Raw genomic sequence first — 18,788 nt, 5'->3', positions numbered from 1 at the left:
AAGATTTACTTTCGTGTTTTACAATTTTTTACCTTAGAAAGGTATTATCACTACATGTTAAAAATTGCATGCCAAAGTTATAAAAATTTACCTATTTCCCTTTCCAGAATGGGTTTAATAGGACTACTGGTATGCCTCTTTTTTATCGCCAAGGAATATACAGATCATTTGATCAATGCCTACAATTATCCTTTTAGTTGGTTTTTTATTGGCAGCAAGATTCTAATCAATTACCTATTTTGGATTGTTTTATCGCCTTTGGTATATGCTCTCACCAAACTAGTACAAAACAAATCCAACCTCACTTCCAATGCAATCAAGGCAATTTTTGGTGTTCTTCTACTAGCAATTGCCCATAGGGCACTGGTAACAAAAGTAAATGATGTAATTTACTATTTAAGCGCGGGCTATATGAAAGATTTTTTTGGGCCAAATGGGATAGTTGGTATGGTTGTGGGAAGTTTTTCCAGCCTAATCGAACTCCTGGTACTAATGGGCCTCTTTTTTGCCATCGACTATCAAAAACGATATCTAAAAAATCAAAAGGAGCTGATTGCCGCCCAATTGGCCAGCCTACAAATGCAGTTACACCCGCATTTTTTGTTCAACACCTTACATTCTATCTCATCCATGATCGATATAGATTCCCAGAAAGCCCAAAAGATGTTAACAAAAATGGGGGCTTTAATGCGAACCCTCTTAGAAAATGATCTGGAGCAAATGATTACTATTGAAAAGGAAGTAGATTTTATTAAGGATTACCTAGATCTGGAACAAATACGATATGCGGATAAAATGGCCATTCGTTATCAGGTCTCCAAAGACGTTCTACAGACCAAAGTCCCAAATATGATTTTACAGCCCCTAGTTGAAAATGCCATTAAATATGGTATCGTTCCTGCAATGAACCCAGGAGAAATATGTATTGAGATCAAAAGGACAAAAGACGAAAGCTCCCTTAAGGACTATGTAGACCTTAAAATATCCAATACCTCGGAGAATAATGAAAGTGCCATACATGAAAAAGGAACAGGCTTGGGAATCCAGAACATAAGGAAAAGGTTGGAGGGAATCTATGCCGATGGGTTTCTTTTTGAATCACGATTTGTGAATCCAAAACTATATGTTGCGCAAATAAGTCTTCCTTTAAACAGCCTATAGATGAAACTGAGATGCATTATTGTTGATGATGAGTATTTAGCCAGACAACGAATTCTTAAGTTGTTGGAGGGCCACGATGATATTGCCGTTGTCGCCGAATGTAAAAATGGTAAGGATGCTATTTCCAAAATAAAACTCAAGGAACCGGACTTTATCTTTTTGGATATCCAAATGCCCGATTTAGATGGTTTTTCCGTACTGAACAAACTGGACAAAATTCCCTATGTCATATTTACAACGGCCTATGATTCCTTTGCACTCAAGGCATTTGAAATCAATGCGGTGGACTATCTCTTGAAGCCCTTTGATGAGGAGCGTATGGATACTTCCCTAAAGAGGATGAAGGCCATAAAAGAACAAGAAAAAGCCATAGGCTTAAAAGATAAGTTGACCAATTTACTCACAACTTTTCAGGGTGAAGATTCAAATGGTTTTAGAACGCATTTCGAAATCAAGAAAAATGGCCGGCTCCTTAAGGTACTTACGGAAAATATCATGTATATAAAATCCGAAGGCAATTATCTAGAGCTATATACCGAAAAAAACAAGTTTCTTTTTCGGGCAACGATGAATTCCATTGAGGCGGAATTGCCAAAACACCAGTTCATGCGCATCCATAGATCTTTGCTCATCAACAAATTTTATATTGATTCTTGTTTTTATTTGGGCAATTCAGAATACAAAATCCACCTTAAAACAGGACTTTCCTTACTCTCAGGTAGAGCTTTTAAGGAGAATATAACTTCTTATTTAGAAGACATCCAGTCGTAATTTCCCAATTTTCACTATCTGACACATTTTGCATCGGAATTGGAATAGTCGAATATATCTTTCCCTATTAAATCCGTGTATCAAAATGAAAAATGATAAAAAGCATCCATCAATGTTAAATCCAATTCAATATCTTAAATGCCGTTCCTTGGCAATATTCCTTCTCCTCCTAATCGTCAATGGCGCATGTAATGGACAATCCAGCTCAGGGGAAAGAATCATATTCGATTCACAACTGAACAGTAGGAATCAATCTTTTGAGTTATTTTCAATTTCACCGGACGGAAGCGACTTAAAACAGCATACTTTCGACGCCGTACCCCGTAGGGCCAATACCAGTGGCCAACTTTCACCGGATGGCAAACACGTTATCTTCGGTACTTACAAATACGGGGGTTATAAGATTGCCATTGCCAAAAGTGATTTTTCCAGTCAACGAAAACTTACCAAAGGGCCCCATTATACCTATGTAGGATCATGGTCCCCGGACAGTAAGCAAATTGTATATAGTAAGGTCGACACAAAATCGGCACCGTATTTTCAAGGAGATCTGGAAATTTTTGTGATGCACATTGATGGAACCAGAGATGTAAATATTTCCAATACCAAAGGCGCGGATTCCGGTGCTAAATGGTCTCCGAGTGGAGAAAGGATTTTATTTTCCTCCGATAGAACTGGAAATTCGGATATCTATAGTATGGATGTTGACGGGAAAAATTTGAAGAATCTTACCCATACTCCCAATATAGATGAATTTGGTCCGTCATGGTCTCCCAATTCCAAACAAATTGCCTTTCATACTATGAAACGGAATACAGGTAGTCAATATATAGATCTTTGTGTTATGGATACAGATGGAAGCAACAAGCGTAATCTCACGAACAATCATACGGCAAAACGCAACGCATTCGTCCCTTATTATGATGGTGCCTCACCAATTTTCTATCAGACTACTTGGTCGCCGAACGGAAAGGAAATTGCCTTTTCATCCAAAAGAAACTCTGAAAATTTCGAAATTTTCATCATTTCCGCAAATGGAAAGAACCTACGTCAGCTTACCACAAATGGGACGAACAATGTTTTCCCTTTTTGGTATGGAAAGTGAAAAAATCGCCTAGGCTATTGGGAAAAATGAGTTCCCACGACTTAGCTATACGCTTTGGCAACCTGTTTGGAACTTCCCAGACCATCGATTCCAAGTTCTACGACATCACCCGGTTTTAAATAGCGTGGTGGATCAAAGCCCAGCCCTACACCGAAAGGCGTACCTGTAGAAATGACATCCCCTGGCAAAAGGGTCATAAATTGGCTAATGTAACTTATAGAGGTTGGAATATCGAATACAAAATCTGAGGTATTGCTGTTTTGGAGCGTCTCCCCATTGACCTTTAACCATAAATCCAGATTGTGGGGATCTTTAATTTCATCCGGGGTGGCAATAAATGGTCCTATAGGTGCAAAGGTATCGCAGCTTTTACCCTTTACCCATTGCCCACTACGTTCAATCTGATATTCCCGCTCACTATAATCATTGTGCAGAACATAACCGGCCACATGGTCCATGGCTTCCGATTCCGAAACGTAGGATGCCTTTTTGCCAATAACTATGGCCAGTTCCACTTCCCAGTCCGTTTTGATGCTTCCCTTGGGAATGACCACATCATCATTAGGGCCTACAATTGCCGTAGTGGCCTTAAAGAACAGTACCGGCTCCTTGGGGATTTCCATCCCTGCCTCCTGGGCATGCTTGGCATAATTTAGGCCAATACAGATTATTTTTGAAGGTCTGCAAAGTGGGGCGCCCAACCGCATTGAGTCATCTACTTTGGAGCAAGACCCTACATTTTTATCCAGCCAGCCTTTCAATCTACGAATACCGTCCCCGCCAAAAAATTGCTCGTCGTAATCCTGCCCAAAGCCCGAAACATCCAGCCAATCACCGTTTTCCAGCTGTACTCCGGGTTTTTCATTTCCTATAGCACCAAATCGAATTAATTTCATATGTCCTTGATTATTTAGGTTTTTAGTTTCCGTTCAATCGTATAAATCCGCCATCGATGGGAAAATCGGTTCCCGTAATGAATGAAGCCTCATCGGAACAAAGATAGAGTACCAAATCGGCCACTTCTTGAGGAGCTGCCATTCTACCGATAGGTTGGGTCTTTGACAATTTCTCAAACATTTCTTTCTCTTTTCCCGGAAAATTTGCCTTTAGATAGCCATCCACAAAAGGCGTATGTACGCGGCCCGGGGAAATACTATTGCAACGGATGTTATACTCCAGATAATCTTTGGCCAAAGAATACGTCATGGTTAAGACGGCCCCCTTTGAGGCCGAATAGGCAAATCTATCATTGATGCCAACCGTTGCGGCTACGGAGGCCATATTCAATATAACCCCACCATGGGTTTTCATATGTGGAACACTACAGTGGATACAGTTGTAGACCCCTTTTATGTTTACGTTATAGATTTTGTCAAAATCGGCCTCGGTGGTGTTCTCCACATCACCGATATGGGCAATGCCAGCATTATTGACCAGTACATCTATGCTTCCCTTGGCCGTAATTTGATCCACTTCTTTTTTTACTTCGGCCTGATGGGCAATATTACAAGTATGTGCTTGCGCACTACCTCCATTTTTTTGGATTTCGGCAATAACTCCATCAGCTTTGCTTTGATCCAACTCAAAAATGTGCACTTTAGCACCCTGTGCAGCCAGTGTTAGGGAAATGGCACGGCCTATGCCGCTCCCTCCTCCGGTCACAATAGCTACTTTGTTCTCAAGATTGAATTTCATAGGTGTTTAACTTTTCGGGATACTATCCGAAGCTACAAAATAGGACTTAATTTCTTCATCAATTCCATTTTCGATCAATACATCAGGGTTTTGGAATTTTAGTTCCTCCAGAGCAGATTCAGATACTTGGGTCCCCCAAATATAAAGGCTTTTTAGGTTTTTCCATTCTTTAAAAAACGAAATACTTCGGTCTCCAATGTTTGTTTCATAGACCTTTAATAGACGTAGTTTCGATAAATTCCTCAAGGTATCTACCTCAACATCGGTAATTGGGGTCTTATCGATTTCCAACCACTCCAAATTGGGGCAATTGGCCGCAAATGCCAGCTCCTTTTCCCCAATGGGCAAACCGCTTAGGTCCAATTCCACAATGTTCCGATTCACAGGAGCCAAATTCAAAAGTATCCGAGCATCATATTCGGGTGGCATATATACATTTACCTTTAAGGCATCCGTTGCGCCGGCCAACCGAGTTATGGTCAAATAATCAGAGGCTAGATTACCTAGTGTAGAGTCTGCTACCTTTGGAAGAGACGTCCATTTTTCCATGGGGTCCGGTTCCATCATTTCCTTGATTAAAACTGCCAAGGGTTGCGAATCTTCCAAATGGTTCAATTGTAGGGTATCCGAAGCTCCCAAAGCAATCCATTGTTCCAAGATATGTATTTCATTATCCGTTAAAGGCCGCTCCCCTTCAGGAGGCATATGCTCTTCATCTTCTATGGATAAATACAGACGTCTTATCATTTCACTCTCCTCCGGATTTCCCGGTATCAATGTGTTTCCACCTTCACCACCCTTTAAAAGCCCCGCCAAATCGGTCATTAATAATTCACCTTTCTTCTTGTTCGAATTATGGCACTTTACGCATTTGTCCTCCAAAATTCGACTCACAACATGTCCGTAGATCAATGGGTTTTTGGGAATGATGTCCTGCTTTTTGTCTTCTGGTAATGCCAAAAAATCTTGACCATGCGTAATCATTCCCCCATAATGTCCGGTCAAAATAATAAGCCCTATGATAACTACTTGTATAATCTTTGTATAGACTTGCTTACCTACTTGGAGCCCCTCTAAACCATACCAAAGTGCTGCCAATAGAGCTAGTCCTCCTCCCAGCCATTGGTGCCAGAAAAGCAAATCGCCCTTACTCCCGACCTCCTTTCCCAGAAAGAATCCGGAAATAGCGGTAACCAGTGCTGAAATTACTGCAACGGTGAACAAATTTCTTGGAATTTTCCTTCCCGTTAATCCCAAAAAAATAACAATCAATAAAAGTACAATCGGAAAGTGGAGCACCAACGGATGCCATCGGCCGATCCATGCCACAAGAACAGGAAGCTCAATATAGGATTCGAAGAGCAAACAAAAAATCAGGAATATGGAAAGTCCAAAAATGACATAGTCGATCTTTCCATTTTTAGGAGTGTATGTCATTTTTACGCTAAAAGGTCTTTGACCACATGCCCCGCTACATCGGTCAAACGAAAACGACGGCCTTGATATTTATAGATAAGTTGTTCGTGATCCAGCCCCATGGCATGCATTAGAGTCGCATGGAAATCATTGATGTGAACGGGATTTTCAATGACGTTGTATCCGAATTCATCGGTCTGCCCATAATTTAGTCCCGGTTTTATGCCACCGCCGGCCATCCAAATACTGAAAGCACGGGGATGATGGTCTCTCCCATAATTGTTGGGATCGAATTTTCCCTGGCAATAGTTGCCCCTTCCAAATTCACCGCCCCAAATGACCAAAGTATCCTCTAGCATACCGCGTTGTTTTAAATCCAGGACAAGAGCTGCGGAGGCCTTGTCCACGTCCTTGGCCTGACCGGCCATTTCATCATGTAGATTTCCGTGTTGGTCCCAACCCTGATGGTACAATTGGATAAACCGCACACCATTTTCAGCCAACCTGCGTGCCTGTAGGGCGTTTGCCGCGTAGGTTCCGGGCACTTGGCAATCTTCCCCATATAATTTAATGATGGATTCCGGTTCTTTGGAAATGTCCATAACATCGGGGACGGACATCTGCATGCGGTATGCCATTTCATACTGTGCGATCCGGGATTCTATTTCGTCATCACCGGTTTCCACGTGGTGCAATTTATTCAAGGAGGATACATGATCTAACAAATGCCTCTTATCTGAGCGTGATAGTCCTTCCGGGTCGTTTAGGTATAATACGGGGTCTTTGCCCGAACGCAGCAATACCCCCTGATGCTTGGAATCTAGGAAACCACTTGACCATAGCTTGGAATAGAGCCCTTGGCTATTGCCTTTTCCCCTGGAAGTAAGGACTACGAAGGAAGGCAAATTTTTATTTTCACTTCCAAGCCCGTAACTCATCCAAGAGCCCATGCTGGGGCGACCAGAAATCTGGCTACCCGTCTGGAAAAAAGTTATAGCAGGGTCATGGTTTATAGCCTCTGTGTGCATACTGCGCACTACGGTAATATCGTCCGCAATTTTGGCGGTATGCGGGAAAAAGTCACTAATCCAGGTTCCACTTTCGCCATGTTGTTGAAATCCAACTTTAGGGGGCATCAAGGGAAATTTATCCTGATTTGCCGTCATCCCCGTTAACCTTTGTCCTTTACGGATAGATTCCGGTAAATCCTGTCCCATACGCTTGCGAAGGGTCGGTTTGTAATCAAAAGTTTCTAGCTGCGAAGGGGCACCTGCCTGGAACAAATAAATAATACGCTTTGCCTTTGGAGCAAAATGGGGAATCCCTAAAGGCCTAGTGATCAAATCCTTGGCTTCTCCCTTGAAAAGATCTGGAATTAAAAGTGAGCCCAGGGCCAATGAACCAATGCCCACACTCAATTGCGAAAAAAAATGCCTACGGTTTACCTTCAATGAGGGTTCTTCCTTCGGTTCATGATGATGTTGCGACATGGTTATTACTCTTTTGTTATGGTTTCGTCCAAATTATAGATTACCTGAGCGGTCAACATTAAAGCGGCCGTTTTGGCCGGATCAACATCCAATTGTTCATATTCTCCTACTGCTACCAATTTTTTGGCATCTTCCACATTGTTCAAATAGGTCTCAAGGGCATCATGATAATAATTGTTCAAAGTCAATAATTCCTCTTTTTTTGGCGAACGTACCAAAAGACTTTGAAAGATATTCTCTACAATAGCATTGCTATCTTCTTTTTCAACCAAAGTTCGCTGCGCCAATACCCGAGCTGCTTCCAATATTTGTACATCGTTCTGCAGTGCCAAGGCCTGAAGGGGGGTATTCGTTTTTTGCCGACGAACCTCACAAAAATCCCTTGTTGGGGCATCGAAAATGGTCATACTAGGTGGTGGTAACGTACGTTTCCAAAAGGTGTACAGGGACCTTCTATATAGATCATCCCCTTCGCCCGGAATATATTTTGTTAATATACCTCTATTTCCCCCTGCATTGGTCTCTTCCCAAAGACCGGGTGGTTGATACGGTTTTACGCTGGGTCCGCCAACTTCCGTATTCAAAAGACCACTTGAAGCAAGAATATAATCCCGTATCATTTCGCCACTCATACGAAATCGTGGTGCCCGGGCCAATAACCGGTTCTCGGAATCTACCTTTTTTAGATCTGGGCGAAGTTCCGATTTTTGCTGATAGGTAGCCGAAAGCATAATTTTTTTAAGCAGGTATTTAACGTCCCAATCGTGTTCCATGAAGTCGGCAGCCAACCAATCCAAAAGTTCGGGGTGGGTGGGAAGACTACCTTGCACTCCAAAGTCTTCGGAAGTTTCCACAAGTCCCCGTCCAAAAAGCATCCCCCAAATACGATTCACGAAAACCCGAGCGGTCAATGGATTGTTCTTATCCGTTACCCATTTGGCAAGACCCAGCCTATTTTCCGGAAATTCTTCAGAGAAAGGAAAAATAGTCTTTGGTGTATTGGGCTTTACGGAATCTGTAGGCTGATCGTATTCGCCCCTATTTAGAATATAGGTAGTTTTCGCAGCAGAATCGTTCATGACCATCACCTTAATCTTAGGTGTCTTTTTCATGTTGATGAATGAAAGTACATCCTCGGTTTCCTTGGCCGATATTTCTATATACGGAGGATCAGCAAAAAACTTCTGGTTAGCGGCCTGTACAGCATCCATTTGAAGTCCTTTTTCATTCACCTGATTGAAAAAAGCAAAAAGTTCAAAATAATCCTTTTGTGAAATGGCATCATATTTATGGTCATGACAGCGGGCACATTCCAATGTTATTCCCAAAATACCTTTGCCCAAAGTATTTGTACGGTCCAAAACATAGTTGGTCCGATATTCTTCTTGAATAACCCCACCCTCTTGAGTTATGGGGTGGTTTCTATTAAATCCTGTGGCCAAAATCTGTTCTTTGGTAGCGTTGGGCAGCAAATCGCCGGCCAATTGCAAAGTCAAGAAATCATCATAGGGCATATTTTCATTAAATGCATGGATTACCCAATCGCGCCAAGGCCACATGGTGCGATAGCTATCGTCTTGATATCCGTGGGAGTCCGCATAACGCGCCAGATCCAACCACGACTGTGTCATGCGTTCCCCATAGGCGGGAGATGCCAGAAATTTATCAATGATTTTGGCCATAGTAGCTTCAGAAGTGTCAGCCAGTAGTTTTTGTACCTGTTCCCTTTGGGGAGGCAGTCCGGTAAGATCAAGACTTACCCTACGGATAAGGGTCTCCAAGGAAGCTCTTTCGGAAGGAAGTACGTTATGTTCTTCCAATTTCTTAAAGATAAATCCATCTATTTCGTTTTGTACCCCATCCAAAACTTCCAATGTGGGCACCTCCTTTTTTGTAGGAGGAATAAATGCCCAATGCTTTTCAAATTTTGCCCCTTGCTGAATCCATTTCCTTATCAACTTTTTCTCATACGAATTTAGGGCCAGTTTGGAATCCGGTGGCGGCATCATCAAATTCGGATCGTCCGTCATGATATGTCCATAGAGCAAGCTTTCGCCGGGCTTACCGGATACCAAGGCGTAATTTCCAGGGTTTTCCTTCAATTCCAAAAAGGCGGTTTCTTCCAAATCCAATCGTAGGCCCGCTTTGCGCTTGTTGGCATCCGGGCCATGACAGGTATAGCAATTGTCAGAAAGTATGGGTTTAATATGAAAATTATAATCAATTACGTCGGGTACCTTAAGATTGGCGTACGCATCCTCCCCTTCATTGAAAACACCCGCTTTAAAGGCGTACAACAAAGTCAGCAAAACGGCTAGAATAGCAATAATGACTATTTTCTGTTTCATAGATTTTTTTTCCGCTTCCTTTATCTATCGAGAATTTATAAAGTTAGTGAATTCCTAAGTATTGCGACAAATAGCAAATTGCCTATTGTTGGTGTTTTTTGTTAGAAAATCAATCTATTTATAAAAAATGAAGAAGTTGGATATCGTTGTCCAAATATTTAGGTCAAAATACCGGATTTTAACTATGACCTAAATTTTTAACGGCAAGCCAAGCCATTAATCCACCTCCTATTTCCAAGGCATTCTCATCAATATCGAACGTTTGTGTATGCAGGCCGGATCGGATTCCTTTTTGCTCATTCCCGACCCCCAACAAATAAAAACAAGAGGGATTCTTTTGGGAATAGTAGGCAAAGTCCTCTGCAGCCATCCAAGGTTCAAGGTCAACTGCATTTTTACTACCCAAATATTCAATAGCGGCGGATTTCATATCTTGGGTCAGGACGGTATCATTTACCAGGTGGGGATACCCATGATTAATTTTGAGTTCGCAACTGCCTCCCATACCTTCTGCGATGGATGTAACCAATTTTTCAAGTCTCTGCAAAGCATCTTTTCGCCAAGCCTTGTCAAAGGTTCGAAAAGTTCCTTCAATGTGAACCTCATCAGGGACAATATTGACAGCACCGTTAGCAATTACTTTTCCAAATGATAATACGGAGGGCGTCCTGGGGGAAGCCATACGACTTACCAATTGCTGTGCCGCTACAATTATATGCGATGCAATTAGCACCGGATCGATCAGACTTTCCGGCATGGCACCATGACCACCTTTCCCTTTTATTGTCAAAAAGAGTTCATCCATACTGGCCATGAACTTCCCAGAACAGAAACCCACTTTGCCTACCGGAAGGTTTGGCTGCACATGTTGCCCAATATGGGGAAGGCAGCCTAAATCCTGATATGCCTTTTCCCGCATAACCAAAGAAGCACCCCCGGGAACAACTTCCTCCCCAGGTTGAAATAGCAGCTTAATACTACCGTTTAAATCCTCTTTTATTTCCCATAAAATTTTAGCACATAACAAGAGCGAGGCACTATGGGCATCATGTCCACAAGCATGCATTACCCCATCATTTTTAGAGGCATAGGATACTTTGTTTTTTTCAAGGATTGGCAACGCATCCATATCCGCACGTAATAAAACAGTATCTCCCTTTTGCCTTCCCTCAATGGTAGCCAAAAGACCGGTTTCTGCAACCGAGGCGATATCGGTTATTCCAATGGCCTGTAGTCTTTTTTTAATGTAAGCGCATGTATCGTATTCTTGAAAAGATAGTTCCGGGTTTTGGTGAAGGTGACGCCTAACAGCTACAAATTCAGGGGCGAATTTTTGGGCAAGCGATTCAATTTTTTCACGTACATCCATCCCTACTTTTCAATATAAAAAATTAGTGTTCAGCGGTTTGTATAGCCGCCCAATAGCAATAATGTTTCCTTAAGGAATCGGAAAAATTTAGGCTTAATTACTTTGTAAAAACCAAATCGAACTTGACCACCACATCATCCCCGACCACAATTTGTCCAAACATTGCCGAAGGAGGTTCCATATCGTAGTCCTGAAGTTTTATGGGTTTCTCACCCTTTATTTTAATTTGACCGCTGGCATTGGTCATTTCAGTCTCGATTTCCACCTCTTTTTCGTGTCCGGCAATATTTAAAGTACCCACCACCGAAGAACCGCCCTTTACTTCCTTGAACTTAAAGGTAACCTTGGGATGATTTTCCATTTTAAGGGCATTGTGCGTTTTTTTATCCATGGTAGCACCTCGCTCACTTTTAATGTCAGCTACGAGAACTTCAAAATCGATTTCCTTTGGGGCGTTACCCTCCGCTACCAGATTGCCATTTATAGTATTGGCGGTAACCGTCCAATCATGAAGTGTAGAAGTACCATCGATGGTTAGACTGCTTTCCGAGGAAAGCGTATAAGTTTCCTGAGAGAAACCAGCTAAGGTAATACTAGCTAAAAACAAGGTTAGAATATTTTTTTTCATTGCTATGTAGTTTAATATATTATTCATTATCACAAAACCTCCTTTCCTGGTCCTGGAATACTATAATTCCCATCTTCCAAAGGAGCATTGGGCATTTTCATGTCCCAGATAATCGGGCTGGGTACTATACTCAAATTGGATGTTTTTGCCTTATCTATTGCAATGACCTTACCAGATTCAATGGCCATACGGCCCATGATAGTGGTCATGGTACTCTCTGCCCCATAGTCGGTATTATTGACGTAGGGATACGTTCCTTGTATTGCACCGATAAATACATCTTGTTCTATTTGGGAGGAAGAAGGGTCTTCCCTATCCCGATAGCGCCAAAGCACATTTCCCTTGTTGTCCAAAAATTGAAAACGCTCATCTGCCCGGCCGACCGTACCTTGTATATTGAAGCCCATTCGGTTATCGCAATTATCCATCTGCCGGCATTGTACATGAAGTTTGGTGCCATCGGCATATTCAAATTCCACGTAATGATGGTCGAAAATCTCTCCATGATTTGGGCCCTTCAGCATAGCCCTACCTCCCATTCCACTTGCCTTTACGGGATAATCCTGTTTGACCCAATTAATGACATCGATCTGGTGAATCGCTTGCCCGGCCAACTGTCCCCCCCACAACCAGTTGAAATAATGCCAATTGCTTATTTGATATTCCAATTCGGTTTGGCCTGGTTTTCTGGGATGTACTGTTGCTTTTCCCACATTATAGTAAACATCCGTGGAAAGAATTTCGCCAAGTTCCCCATTGTGAATTTTATTCACCATTTCATTCATGGCAATCTCATAGCGAAATTGTAACCCTACTACGACATTCAATTTCTTTTGTGTCGCCTGTCTTCCCGTTTCCAATACTTTTCGGTATCCCGGGGAATCCACCGCTAAAGGTTTTTCCATAAAAACATGTTTATTGGATGCCACCGCATATTCAAAATGCTCAGGACGAAATCCGGGTGGAGTTGCCAAGATAACCGCATCACATTCACCAATCACATCCTTATATGCTTCAAGGCCCAAAAACTGTCGCTCCTTTGGTACATCTACTTGATCTGGAAAATCTTTGGAAACCCTTTGTAGACTGGAATCCATTTCGTGCTGAAAAACATCGCCCATGGCAACCAGTTGAACGGATTTGGAAGCGGTCAATGCCTGAAAGATTGCCCCCGTTCCGCGCCCTCCGCAACCTATCAGTCCCAATTTAATACGTTCTTGACCCAAAACATGGGCACTGGAAAAAACGGGAAGCTGGGCAAAAACCAAACCCGCCGCTGCTGTTTTGGCCGAAGTCTTTACAAATCTCCTACGGGTAGTCGGTTTTGAGCTCTTCATGTTTTATGAATGGGATAGTTGATATGTTTCCATTTTAAGAGGCACCCAAAATTTACAATTATGCTTGTTAAAGCTCTCATTTCAAATGAAAACTTACTCTTTAGGAATATCTCTATTCATCCAACACCCTTTGCCAGAACTTTTTCTGCTCCTCCGGCGTGGGTTGTTTTGCTGGGCTTGCCAAACGCATCCCTATATAATTACTGTCCGTAAACCACCAAAAACTTTTAGGAATCTGGGGATCACGTTTCTGTAATTTTAAACTGGATGCCGATCTACTTGCGGAACGTAATTTATCCGCATCATCATCCCAAGAACCTCCTCTAAAGACTCTTGGATGGATAACCATGGGAGTCATCCACGGATTGTCCGTGTCCAAGGTGGCATATGCATCCTCCTTATATTCATCCAAAGTCCATTCGGCAGCATTCCCATGCATATCGTATAGTCCCCATGGGTTGGGTTTTTTACTTCCCACTTTGGCATATTGATTATTCGAGTTTTTGTAATACACAGCGTAGGCATCGATATCATCCACACCATCCCCAAAACTATACGCTGAATCGGTTCCCGCCCTTGCCGCATATTCCCATTCCGCTTCCGTGGGCAAACGATAGAATTTTCCGGTAATAGCGCTCAACCACTTGCAAAAGACCAAGGCCGAATACGCTGACATACTTACCGCGGGATAGCCATCCTTTCCCATACCATAGGATGGGTCTTCATAAGGAGGGCTAGGCCTGGTTATTGCATCTATTTTCATGACCCGGTCATCGTCCAATTTCACGAACAACTCTTGGTTCTGTTTGAAAAAAAGTTCAAAAACTTCCCAAGTAAGTTCATATTTGCCCATAAACAGGGAATCTACCTTTACTTTTCTTTGAGGTCCCTCGTGCGGTTTTCTTTCTCCTTCGGATTCAGGACTTCCCATCATAAATTCACCACCAGGAATCAATACCATATCAAAACTTATTTCAGTAGCCGGGATTTTTTCCGTGTAGTCCAAGGAGACGTTCTCGTCCATTGAAGGAGTTGCTTTTTCTGCCTTGTCTTCCTCTTCAACGGACACTGCACTTACCGATTTGCAGGAGGAGAATCCTGCGGCCAATATCATCGCTAAACCTATAAATTTGGTCAAGTTTTTAGTTGTAAATTCCATTGGTTTCGTTTCGTTAAAAGTATTGATTTTTATTAGAAAAATGGTACTCAAAAGAAGCTTAATACAATCCTTTTTTCCAATGTTGCATATTGTTTTTCACGAATATATCATCGTTCAATTCCGGGTAGTCCCTGTAAACCCGATTTATTTCTTCGATTTGCCCTTTAGACAAATCCTCCTTGGTATCCAAGCACCAAGTTCCATTAAGCAAACCTTGCCTGCGAAGTACTTCATGAATACCGGCGATACAACCATGAAAATCATTGGCTGTATCAAAAAAAGCTGCATTGGTATCCGTAACTGCAATATTCAGTGTCATAAGTTCCTTAGGAATTGTCGTTTCAGATTCTTTGATGTTATGGATGTTATCCAGTAGTTCTACCGCTTTTCTTGTCCATACCGCCCAATGGCCAAGAAGACCTCCTACGATATCTTTTTTAATCGATTTTCCGTTGACCTGTACCTCATAGGTAGTCAAAAGATCCGCAACGATATTGTCATCGTTACCCGTATACAAGGCAATTTCGTTATTTCGGGATGAGGCACAGACCGCTCGGACGACCTCCAAAGTTTGATAGCGGTTAAAAGGTGCCATTTTGATGGCATGTACATTTTCAATTTCGGAAAAAGCCCTCCAAAAATCATAGCTCAAAACCCGTCCGCCAACAGCGGGCTGTAAATAAAACCCAAAAACAGGCATTATCTCCGCAATTTTCCGGGTACGATTTAAAAGGGCTTCTTCCGTAAAACTTCCCAATCCATTTGTGCTGACCAGGACAATGTCATAACCAAGCTCTGCACAAATCTCTGTCTCGTGGATGGCTTGTGATGTATCCCCGCTAACACCCGCCACTTTGATAAAGGGTCGATCCAAATCGGTACTATCAATTTCTTCCGATGCCAATTGCAAGACCTTCCGATACAAGTTTATTTTCGGATCCCGAATTTGAAATTGTGTTGTGTGTACCCCTACGGCAATGCCCCCAGCTCCCGAGGCCATATAATACCGGGTCAATAAGCGTTGCCTACTTTCATCCAATTGCCGATCCTCGGTCAATGCCAAGGGATGGGCAGGAATCACCGTACCCCTATGGAGCAAGTTTTTTATTTCGGGTTTAAGAGATTTCATTTTTTGTGTTCCTTATGTATGCTGGTCGAAATTTTCACCATACGAATCGGTTTTTATTTTTAAATCCGTTATTCAGAAATTACCCTTCCGCTCCTGAAAATGGGTAGGTTTACCAAGTTGCTCACCTCCTGTTTTGACCCAATGGGCCGTCCATCGTATCATTTCTGCCAATGAGACGGAAGGGTCCCCAAATAACTTATACGCCCGGGCCGAATTGTTCAATAAGGCCGTTTCGCTAGGGCGGTTTTCAAAAATTGGTGCCTTGCCCAGCAATTCCCCGAATTCCTCCGCCAGCCATTGCACTGCTACAATCTCCGGACCGGTAATGTTCAGTTTTTTGGCCGGAGATTCGCAATGCAACAGACTTCGAATGGCATATTCGTTGGCATCACCTTGCCAAATTACATTTACAAACCCCATGCTTAAATCAATCGGGTTTTGGCTCGCTACCGCCTTTGCAACTTCCAGTAAGACCCCATACCGTAAATCCAAAGCATAATTTAAACGATATAGTAGCATTTTAGTCCCATTTTTAACTGAAAAATGCTCAAAAACGCGCTCCCTTCCCAAACAGGACTGAGCATATTCCCCAATGGGAGATGGTTTAATCTTCTCGGTAGCACCTCCGCTATCTATGGGCATAAAAGGGTAAACATTTCCCGTAGAGAAGACCACGACATTCGAGTTTCTATATTTTTCCGAAACTCTTCCCGGTAAATAAGCGTTCATTGCCCAGGTAAAATGTTCGTTACCCACAGTTCCGAATTTATTGCCGGCCATATAAATTACATTTCTGGCATCGGGAAGCTTCATCAATGCCTCATCATCCAACAAATCCACGGGTATACATTCGATGCCAAAGTCCGTTAGCTCTTGATGAAGTCCTTTATTCGAAAAACGTGAGGCCCCAATTATCCTTCTATGCAAACCAGCTGCATCCACCGCTCTTTTGGCCAGTTTTGCCAATGTAGGGCCCATTTTGCCTCCCAAGCCCAGAATCATGATATCCCCTTCTATTTTGGCCATGTCAGAAATGAGACGTTTTGAGGGTTGGGAGAGCTTTTCTTCCAGTTCGGCAATCGTTCCAATCATTATTTCCAATTTATTTGATAAATATATTGTAGACATTCGCCGCTGCCAAAACTAATAGCAGTATCAATCCGAAAATCAACACAGTTTGCAATGGCAAGCCCAGCTTTAGTTGCTTTTTTTTGGCACTATCCCTTGCTATCAAATAGAGCATTAACCCAATCAAGGGGCCAACAATAATGGTAAATCCCTGTGCCATTACTATCAGTTCTATGGGAAGGCTTCCAAAAATAATGGCTACCACTGCTCCGATAAAAATCACCGACATGATAACGTAGCGTACGTTACGGGATTCCAATTTTCTTCCCACATTCAATGCATCGGACAACAGAACTCCACCTAGGGTAGCGTTTCCTATTAATGAGGAAAAGGAAGCGGCGAAGAGGCCCAGCATAAAAATCAGCGTTGCATAACTACCAAAAATCGGCTCCAATGTCTTTCCCATCTCCGTAGCCGAATTCACTTGTATTCCTTGGGGAAACAGTACGGATGCGCCTACCAACATAACTGTTGCCGTTATGATACCCAAAATTAATATGCCCGATAGGCTTTCTCGTTCATGGGATTTTGATTTGTTTGTATCCCACCCTTTTTCCTGTACCAGATACGATTGATAAAAGGCCCCGGCCACCGAAAAACTGGAAGCTACCAAGGCCAAGGCCAAAAATTCGGAACCCCCGGGCAGGCTAAAATTAAACTGCTCTAGCAAAAGTGAAATATTGGGTTTTGAGATAATCAAGGTAATTACAAAGGAAATCAGCATCAGGACCACCATGGCAATCATAATCCTTTCCAAAATCTTAAAGAATGATTTAAAGAACAGCAGAACAATGGCCGCTATAGAGAAGAAAACCACCCAAGGTACGGAGGAGGAATGGAACATCTCGCCAAACACCATACCCGCACCGATGGAATTGCCCGCCTGAAAGGAAGCGGCCACCACAAATAGCCCCACTCCTATAACAATGCATACGGCACTCCCGTATTTTTTACGTATTAATTGAATCAATGTGAGATTGGAAGAGAGTCCAATTCGGGTAGAAACCATCGTAAAAGCAGCCATAAACAAAATGCAAATGGGTACTATCCAAAGTAGTCGAAATTCATAGTTGGCCCCTATTTTGGAGGCTACGGCCAAACTGCCGGGGCCTAGTACCAGCGCCGCGGTTATAAACCCTGGGCCTATGAGTCTCAAAAAGTTCTTTGATTTTTTTTCAGCCATGTCCTATGCCAAGCTACCCGGAAACCCTATTTGAGAAAGGGAAACCCCACTTCATTTGCGATATTCCCCCAATATATGCAATCTTACTACATTCGCGAAATATCAATCTCCCCGATTCTCAAATTTTCCTGCGGATTTCCAATCTCAAAATACTTTATATTTGGATGAACATTAGTAAACCCTTTAACATGAAAAAATTAGTGTATTTGGTCCTAGCCCTATCTATTTCAGTCAATGTTTTGGCACAAAGGGCAAATACGAAAAAACTCGAAAAGTTTACGGAGGTAAAAGCGTATGACCGTATTGTTGTGGATTTGGTAAAAAGCAACGAGAATAAATTGGTCATCACCGGAGACGATCAAGACGAGGTGGATATCTCCAACAAGAATGGGCTCCTAAAAATAAAAATGGAGTTCGATAACTTTATGGATGGTGGCGAAGCCAAAGCCACTTTGTATTATACCGAAACCCTAGTCCTTTTGGATGCCAATGAGAATGCCAAGATTACTTCGGACGAAACCCTTACCGGTAATCGTGTTGAAATTAAGACGCAGGAAGGAGGCCATATCGATTTGAAAATTGATGTGGCCGACCTATATACCAAATCGGTTTCCGGGGGAGAAGTCTCTTTAACCGGCCAGGCCAAAACCCAGGAAGTCATGGTAAATACCGGCGGGCAGGTGTATAACAAGGCCTTAGATACCGATGAAACCATAGTTACCGTGAATGCGGGTGGACGGGCCGATGTAAAGGCTTCGGAAAAAGTACAGGCCAAAGTTCGGGCAGGGGGTTCCATCTACATCTATGGCAATCCAAAAGATGTAGAGCGAAACAAAGTCTTTGGTGGCAAAATCAAGGTTATGGATTGA

Annotated in this window: 16 protein-coding genes; 4 read left to right on the top strand and 12 right to left on the bottom strand. The window is 42.5% G+C overall.

Features of this window, described 5'->3' with window-relative positions; all coding sequences use genetic code 11:
* Positions 1–108: 108 nt before the first annotated feature.
* The 3 genes from D7Z94_RS06310 (at position 109) to D7Z94_RS06300 (ending at position 3,037) form a co-directional block, all read left to right on the top strand.
* Positions 109–1,161, top strand: coding sequence for a sensor histidine kinase (locus D7Z94_RS06310; protein WP_158594590.1), 1,053 nt, complete (start codon positions 109–111; stop codon positions 1,159–1,161).
* Positions 1,162–1,932 (top strand): LytR/AlgR family response regulator transcription factor, encoded by a 771-nt coding sequence (locus D7Z94_RS06305; protein WP_120710637.1) that lies wholly within the window; start codon positions 1,162–1,164, stop codon positions 1,930–1,932.
* Between the two features lie 148 nt (positions 1,933–2,080).
* Complete coding sequence (locus D7Z94_RS06300) at positions 2,081–3,037, top strand: PD40 domain-containing protein (RefSeq protein WP_158594589.1); 957 nt, start codon at positions 2,081–2,083, stop codon at positions 3,035–3,037.
* A 41-nt stretch (positions 3,038–3,078) separates the two neighbouring features.
* Here the strand turns inward: D7Z94_RS06300 and D7Z94_RS06295 are convergent, their stop codons facing one another.
* The 12 genes from D7Z94_RS06295 to D7Z94_RS06240 form a co-directional block, all read right to left on the bottom strand.
* Complete coding sequence (locus tag D7Z94_RS06295) at positions 3,079–3,933, bottom strand: fumarylacetoacetate hydrolase family protein (RefSeq protein WP_120710635.1); 855 nt, start codon at positions 3,931–3,933, stop codon at positions 3,079–3,081.
* Between the two features lie 22 nt (positions 3,934–3,955).
* Positions 3,956–4,732 carry an SDR family NAD(P)-dependent oxidoreductase gene (locus tag D7Z94_RS06290; RefSeq protein WP_120710634.1) on the bottom strand — a complete coding sequence of 259 codons (777 nt, stop codon included), beginning with the start codon at positions 4,730–4,732 and terminating at the stop codon, positions 3,956–3,958.
* A gap of 6 nt (positions 4,733–4,738) precedes the next feature.
* Entirely contained in the window at positions 4,739–6,169 is a 1,431-nt protein-coding gene (locus D7Z94_RS06285; protein WP_120710633.1) for a c-type cytochrome domain-containing protein, read from the bottom strand.
* A gap of 2 nt (positions 6,170–6,171) precedes the next feature.
* Complete coding sequence (locus D7Z94_RS06280) at positions 6,172–7,638, bottom strand: DUF1501 domain-containing protein (RefSeq protein WP_120710632.1); 1,467 nt, start codon at positions 7,636–7,638, stop codon at positions 6,172–6,174.
* Positions 7,639–7,643: 5 nt separating this feature from the next.
* A complete protein-coding gene (locus tag D7Z94_RS06275; protein WP_120710631.1) occupies positions 7,644–9,986 on the bottom strand; it encodes a PSD1 and planctomycete cytochrome C domain-containing protein in 2,343 nt (780 codons plus the stop codon).
* Between the two features lie 178 nt (positions 9,987–10,164).
* Complete coding sequence (locus D7Z94_RS06270; protein ID WP_120710630.1) at positions 10,165–11,355, bottom strand: M20 metallopeptidase family protein; 1,191 nt, start codon at positions 11,353–11,355, stop codon at positions 10,165–10,167.
* Positions 11,356–11,452: 97 nt separating this feature from the next.
* Positions 11,453–11,983, bottom strand: a complete 531-nt coding sequence (locus tag D7Z94_RS06265; RefSeq protein ID WP_158594588.1) for a YceI family protein — start codon at positions 11,981–11,983, stop codon at positions 11,453–11,455.
* A 29-nt stretch (positions 11,984–12,012) separates the two neighbouring features.
* Positions 12,013–13,320, bottom strand: a complete 1,308-nt coding sequence (locus D7Z94_RS06260) for a Gfo/Idh/MocA family protein (protein ID WP_120710628.1) — start codon at positions 13,318–13,320, stop codon at positions 12,013–12,015.
* A 112-nt stretch (positions 13,321–13,432) separates the two neighbouring features.
* Complete coding sequence (locus tag D7Z94_RS06255) at positions 13,433–14,479, bottom strand: formylglycine-generating enzyme family protein (RefSeq protein WP_245967150.1); 1,047 nt, start codon at positions 14,477–14,479, stop codon at positions 13,433–13,435.
* Positions 14,480–14,537: 58 nt separating this feature from the next.
* A complete protein-coding gene (locus D7Z94_RS06250) occupies positions 14,538–15,608 on the bottom strand; it encodes a dihydrodipicolinate synthase family protein (RefSeq protein ID WP_120710627.1) in 1,071 nt (356 codons plus the stop codon).
* Positions 15,609–15,680: 72 nt separating this feature from the next.
* Positions 15,681–16,700: an NAD-dependent epimerase/dehydratase family protein gene (locus D7Z94_RS06245; RefSeq protein WP_211341746.1), complete on the bottom strand. Its 1,020-nt coding sequence runs from the start codon at positions 16,698–16,700 to the stop codon at positions 15,681–15,683.
* A 10-nt stretch (positions 16,701–16,710) separates the two neighbouring features.
* Positions 16,711–17,892: an Nramp family divalent metal transporter gene (locus D7Z94_RS06240; RefSeq protein WP_211341745.1), complete on the bottom strand. Its 1,182-nt coding sequence runs from the start codon at positions 17,890–17,892 to the stop codon at positions 16,711–16,713.
* Positions 17,893–18,107: 215 nt separating this feature from the next.
* Here D7Z94_RS06240 and D7Z94_RS06235 point away from each other — a divergent pair, with 215 nt between their 5' ends.
* A complete protein-coding gene (locus D7Z94_RS06235) occupies positions 18,108–18,788 on the top strand; it encodes a head GIN domain-containing protein (protein ID WP_158594587.1) in 681 nt (226 codons plus the stop codon).

Source organism: Ulvibacterium marinum, from assembly GCF_003626755.1.
GTDB lineage: Bacteria > Bacteroidota > Bacteroidia > Flavobacteriales > Flavobacteriaceae > Ulvibacterium > Ulvibacterium marinum.
This window is presented reverse-complemented; position numbering and strand designations above follow the sequence as displayed.

Bases quoted from the DNA above. Each gene is read 5' to 3' on its own strand.
- D7Z94_RS06290 (WP_120710634.1), bottom strand. From the start codon at position 4,732: ATGAAATTCAATCTTGAGAACAAAGTAGCTATTGTGACCGGAGGAGGG.
- D7Z94_RS06255 (WP_245967150.1), bottom strand. From the start codon at position 14,479: ATGGAATTTACAACTAAAAACTTGACCAAATTTATAGGTTTAGCGATG.
- D7Z94_RS06260 (WP_120710628.1), bottom strand. From the start codon at position 13,320: ATGAAGAGCTCAAAACCGACTACCCGTAGGAGATTTGTAAAGACTTCG.
- D7Z94_RS06285 (WP_120710633.1), bottom strand. From the start codon at position 6,169: ATGACATACACTCCTAAAAATGGAAAGATCGACTATGTCATTTTTGGA.
- D7Z94_RS06250 (WP_120710627.1), bottom strand. From the start codon at position 15,608: ATGAAATCTCTTAAACCCGAAATAAAAAACTTGCTCCATAGGGGTACG.
- D7Z94_RS06295 (WP_120710635.1), bottom strand. From the start codon at position 3,933: ATGAAATTAATTCGATTTGGTGCTATAGGAAATGAAAAACCCGGAGTA.
- D7Z94_RS06280 (WP_120710632.1), bottom strand. From the start codon at position 7,638: ATGTCGCAACATCATCATGAACCGAAGGAAGAACCCTCATTGAAGGTA.
- D7Z94_RS06305 (WP_120710637.1), top strand. From the start codon at position 1,162: ATGAAACTGAGATGCATTATTGTTGATGATGAGTATTTAGCCAGACAA.
- D7Z94_RS06245 (WP_211341746.1), bottom strand. From the start codon at position 16,700: ATGATTGGAACGATTGCCGAACTGGAAGAAAAGCTCTCCCAACCCTCA.
- D7Z94_RS06265 (WP_158594588.1), bottom strand. From the start codon at position 11,983: ATGAAAAAAAATATTCTAACCTTGTTTTTAGCTAGTATTACCTTAGCT.
- D7Z94_RS06310 (WP_158594590.1), top strand. From the start codon at position 109: ATGGGTTTAATAGGACTACTGGTATGCCTCTTTTTTATCGCCAAGGAA.
- D7Z94_RS06275 (WP_120710631.1), bottom strand. From the start codon at position 9,986: ATGAAACAGAAAATAGTCATTATTGCTATTCTAGCCGTTTTGCTGACT.
- D7Z94_RS06235 (WP_158594587.1), top strand. From the start codon at position 18,108: ATGAAAAAATTAGTGTATTTGGTCCTAGCCCTATCTATTTCAGTCAAT.
- D7Z94_RS06270 (WP_120710630.1), bottom strand. From the start codon at position 11,355: ATGGATGTACGTGAAAAAATTGAATCGCTTGCCCAAAAATTCGCCCCT.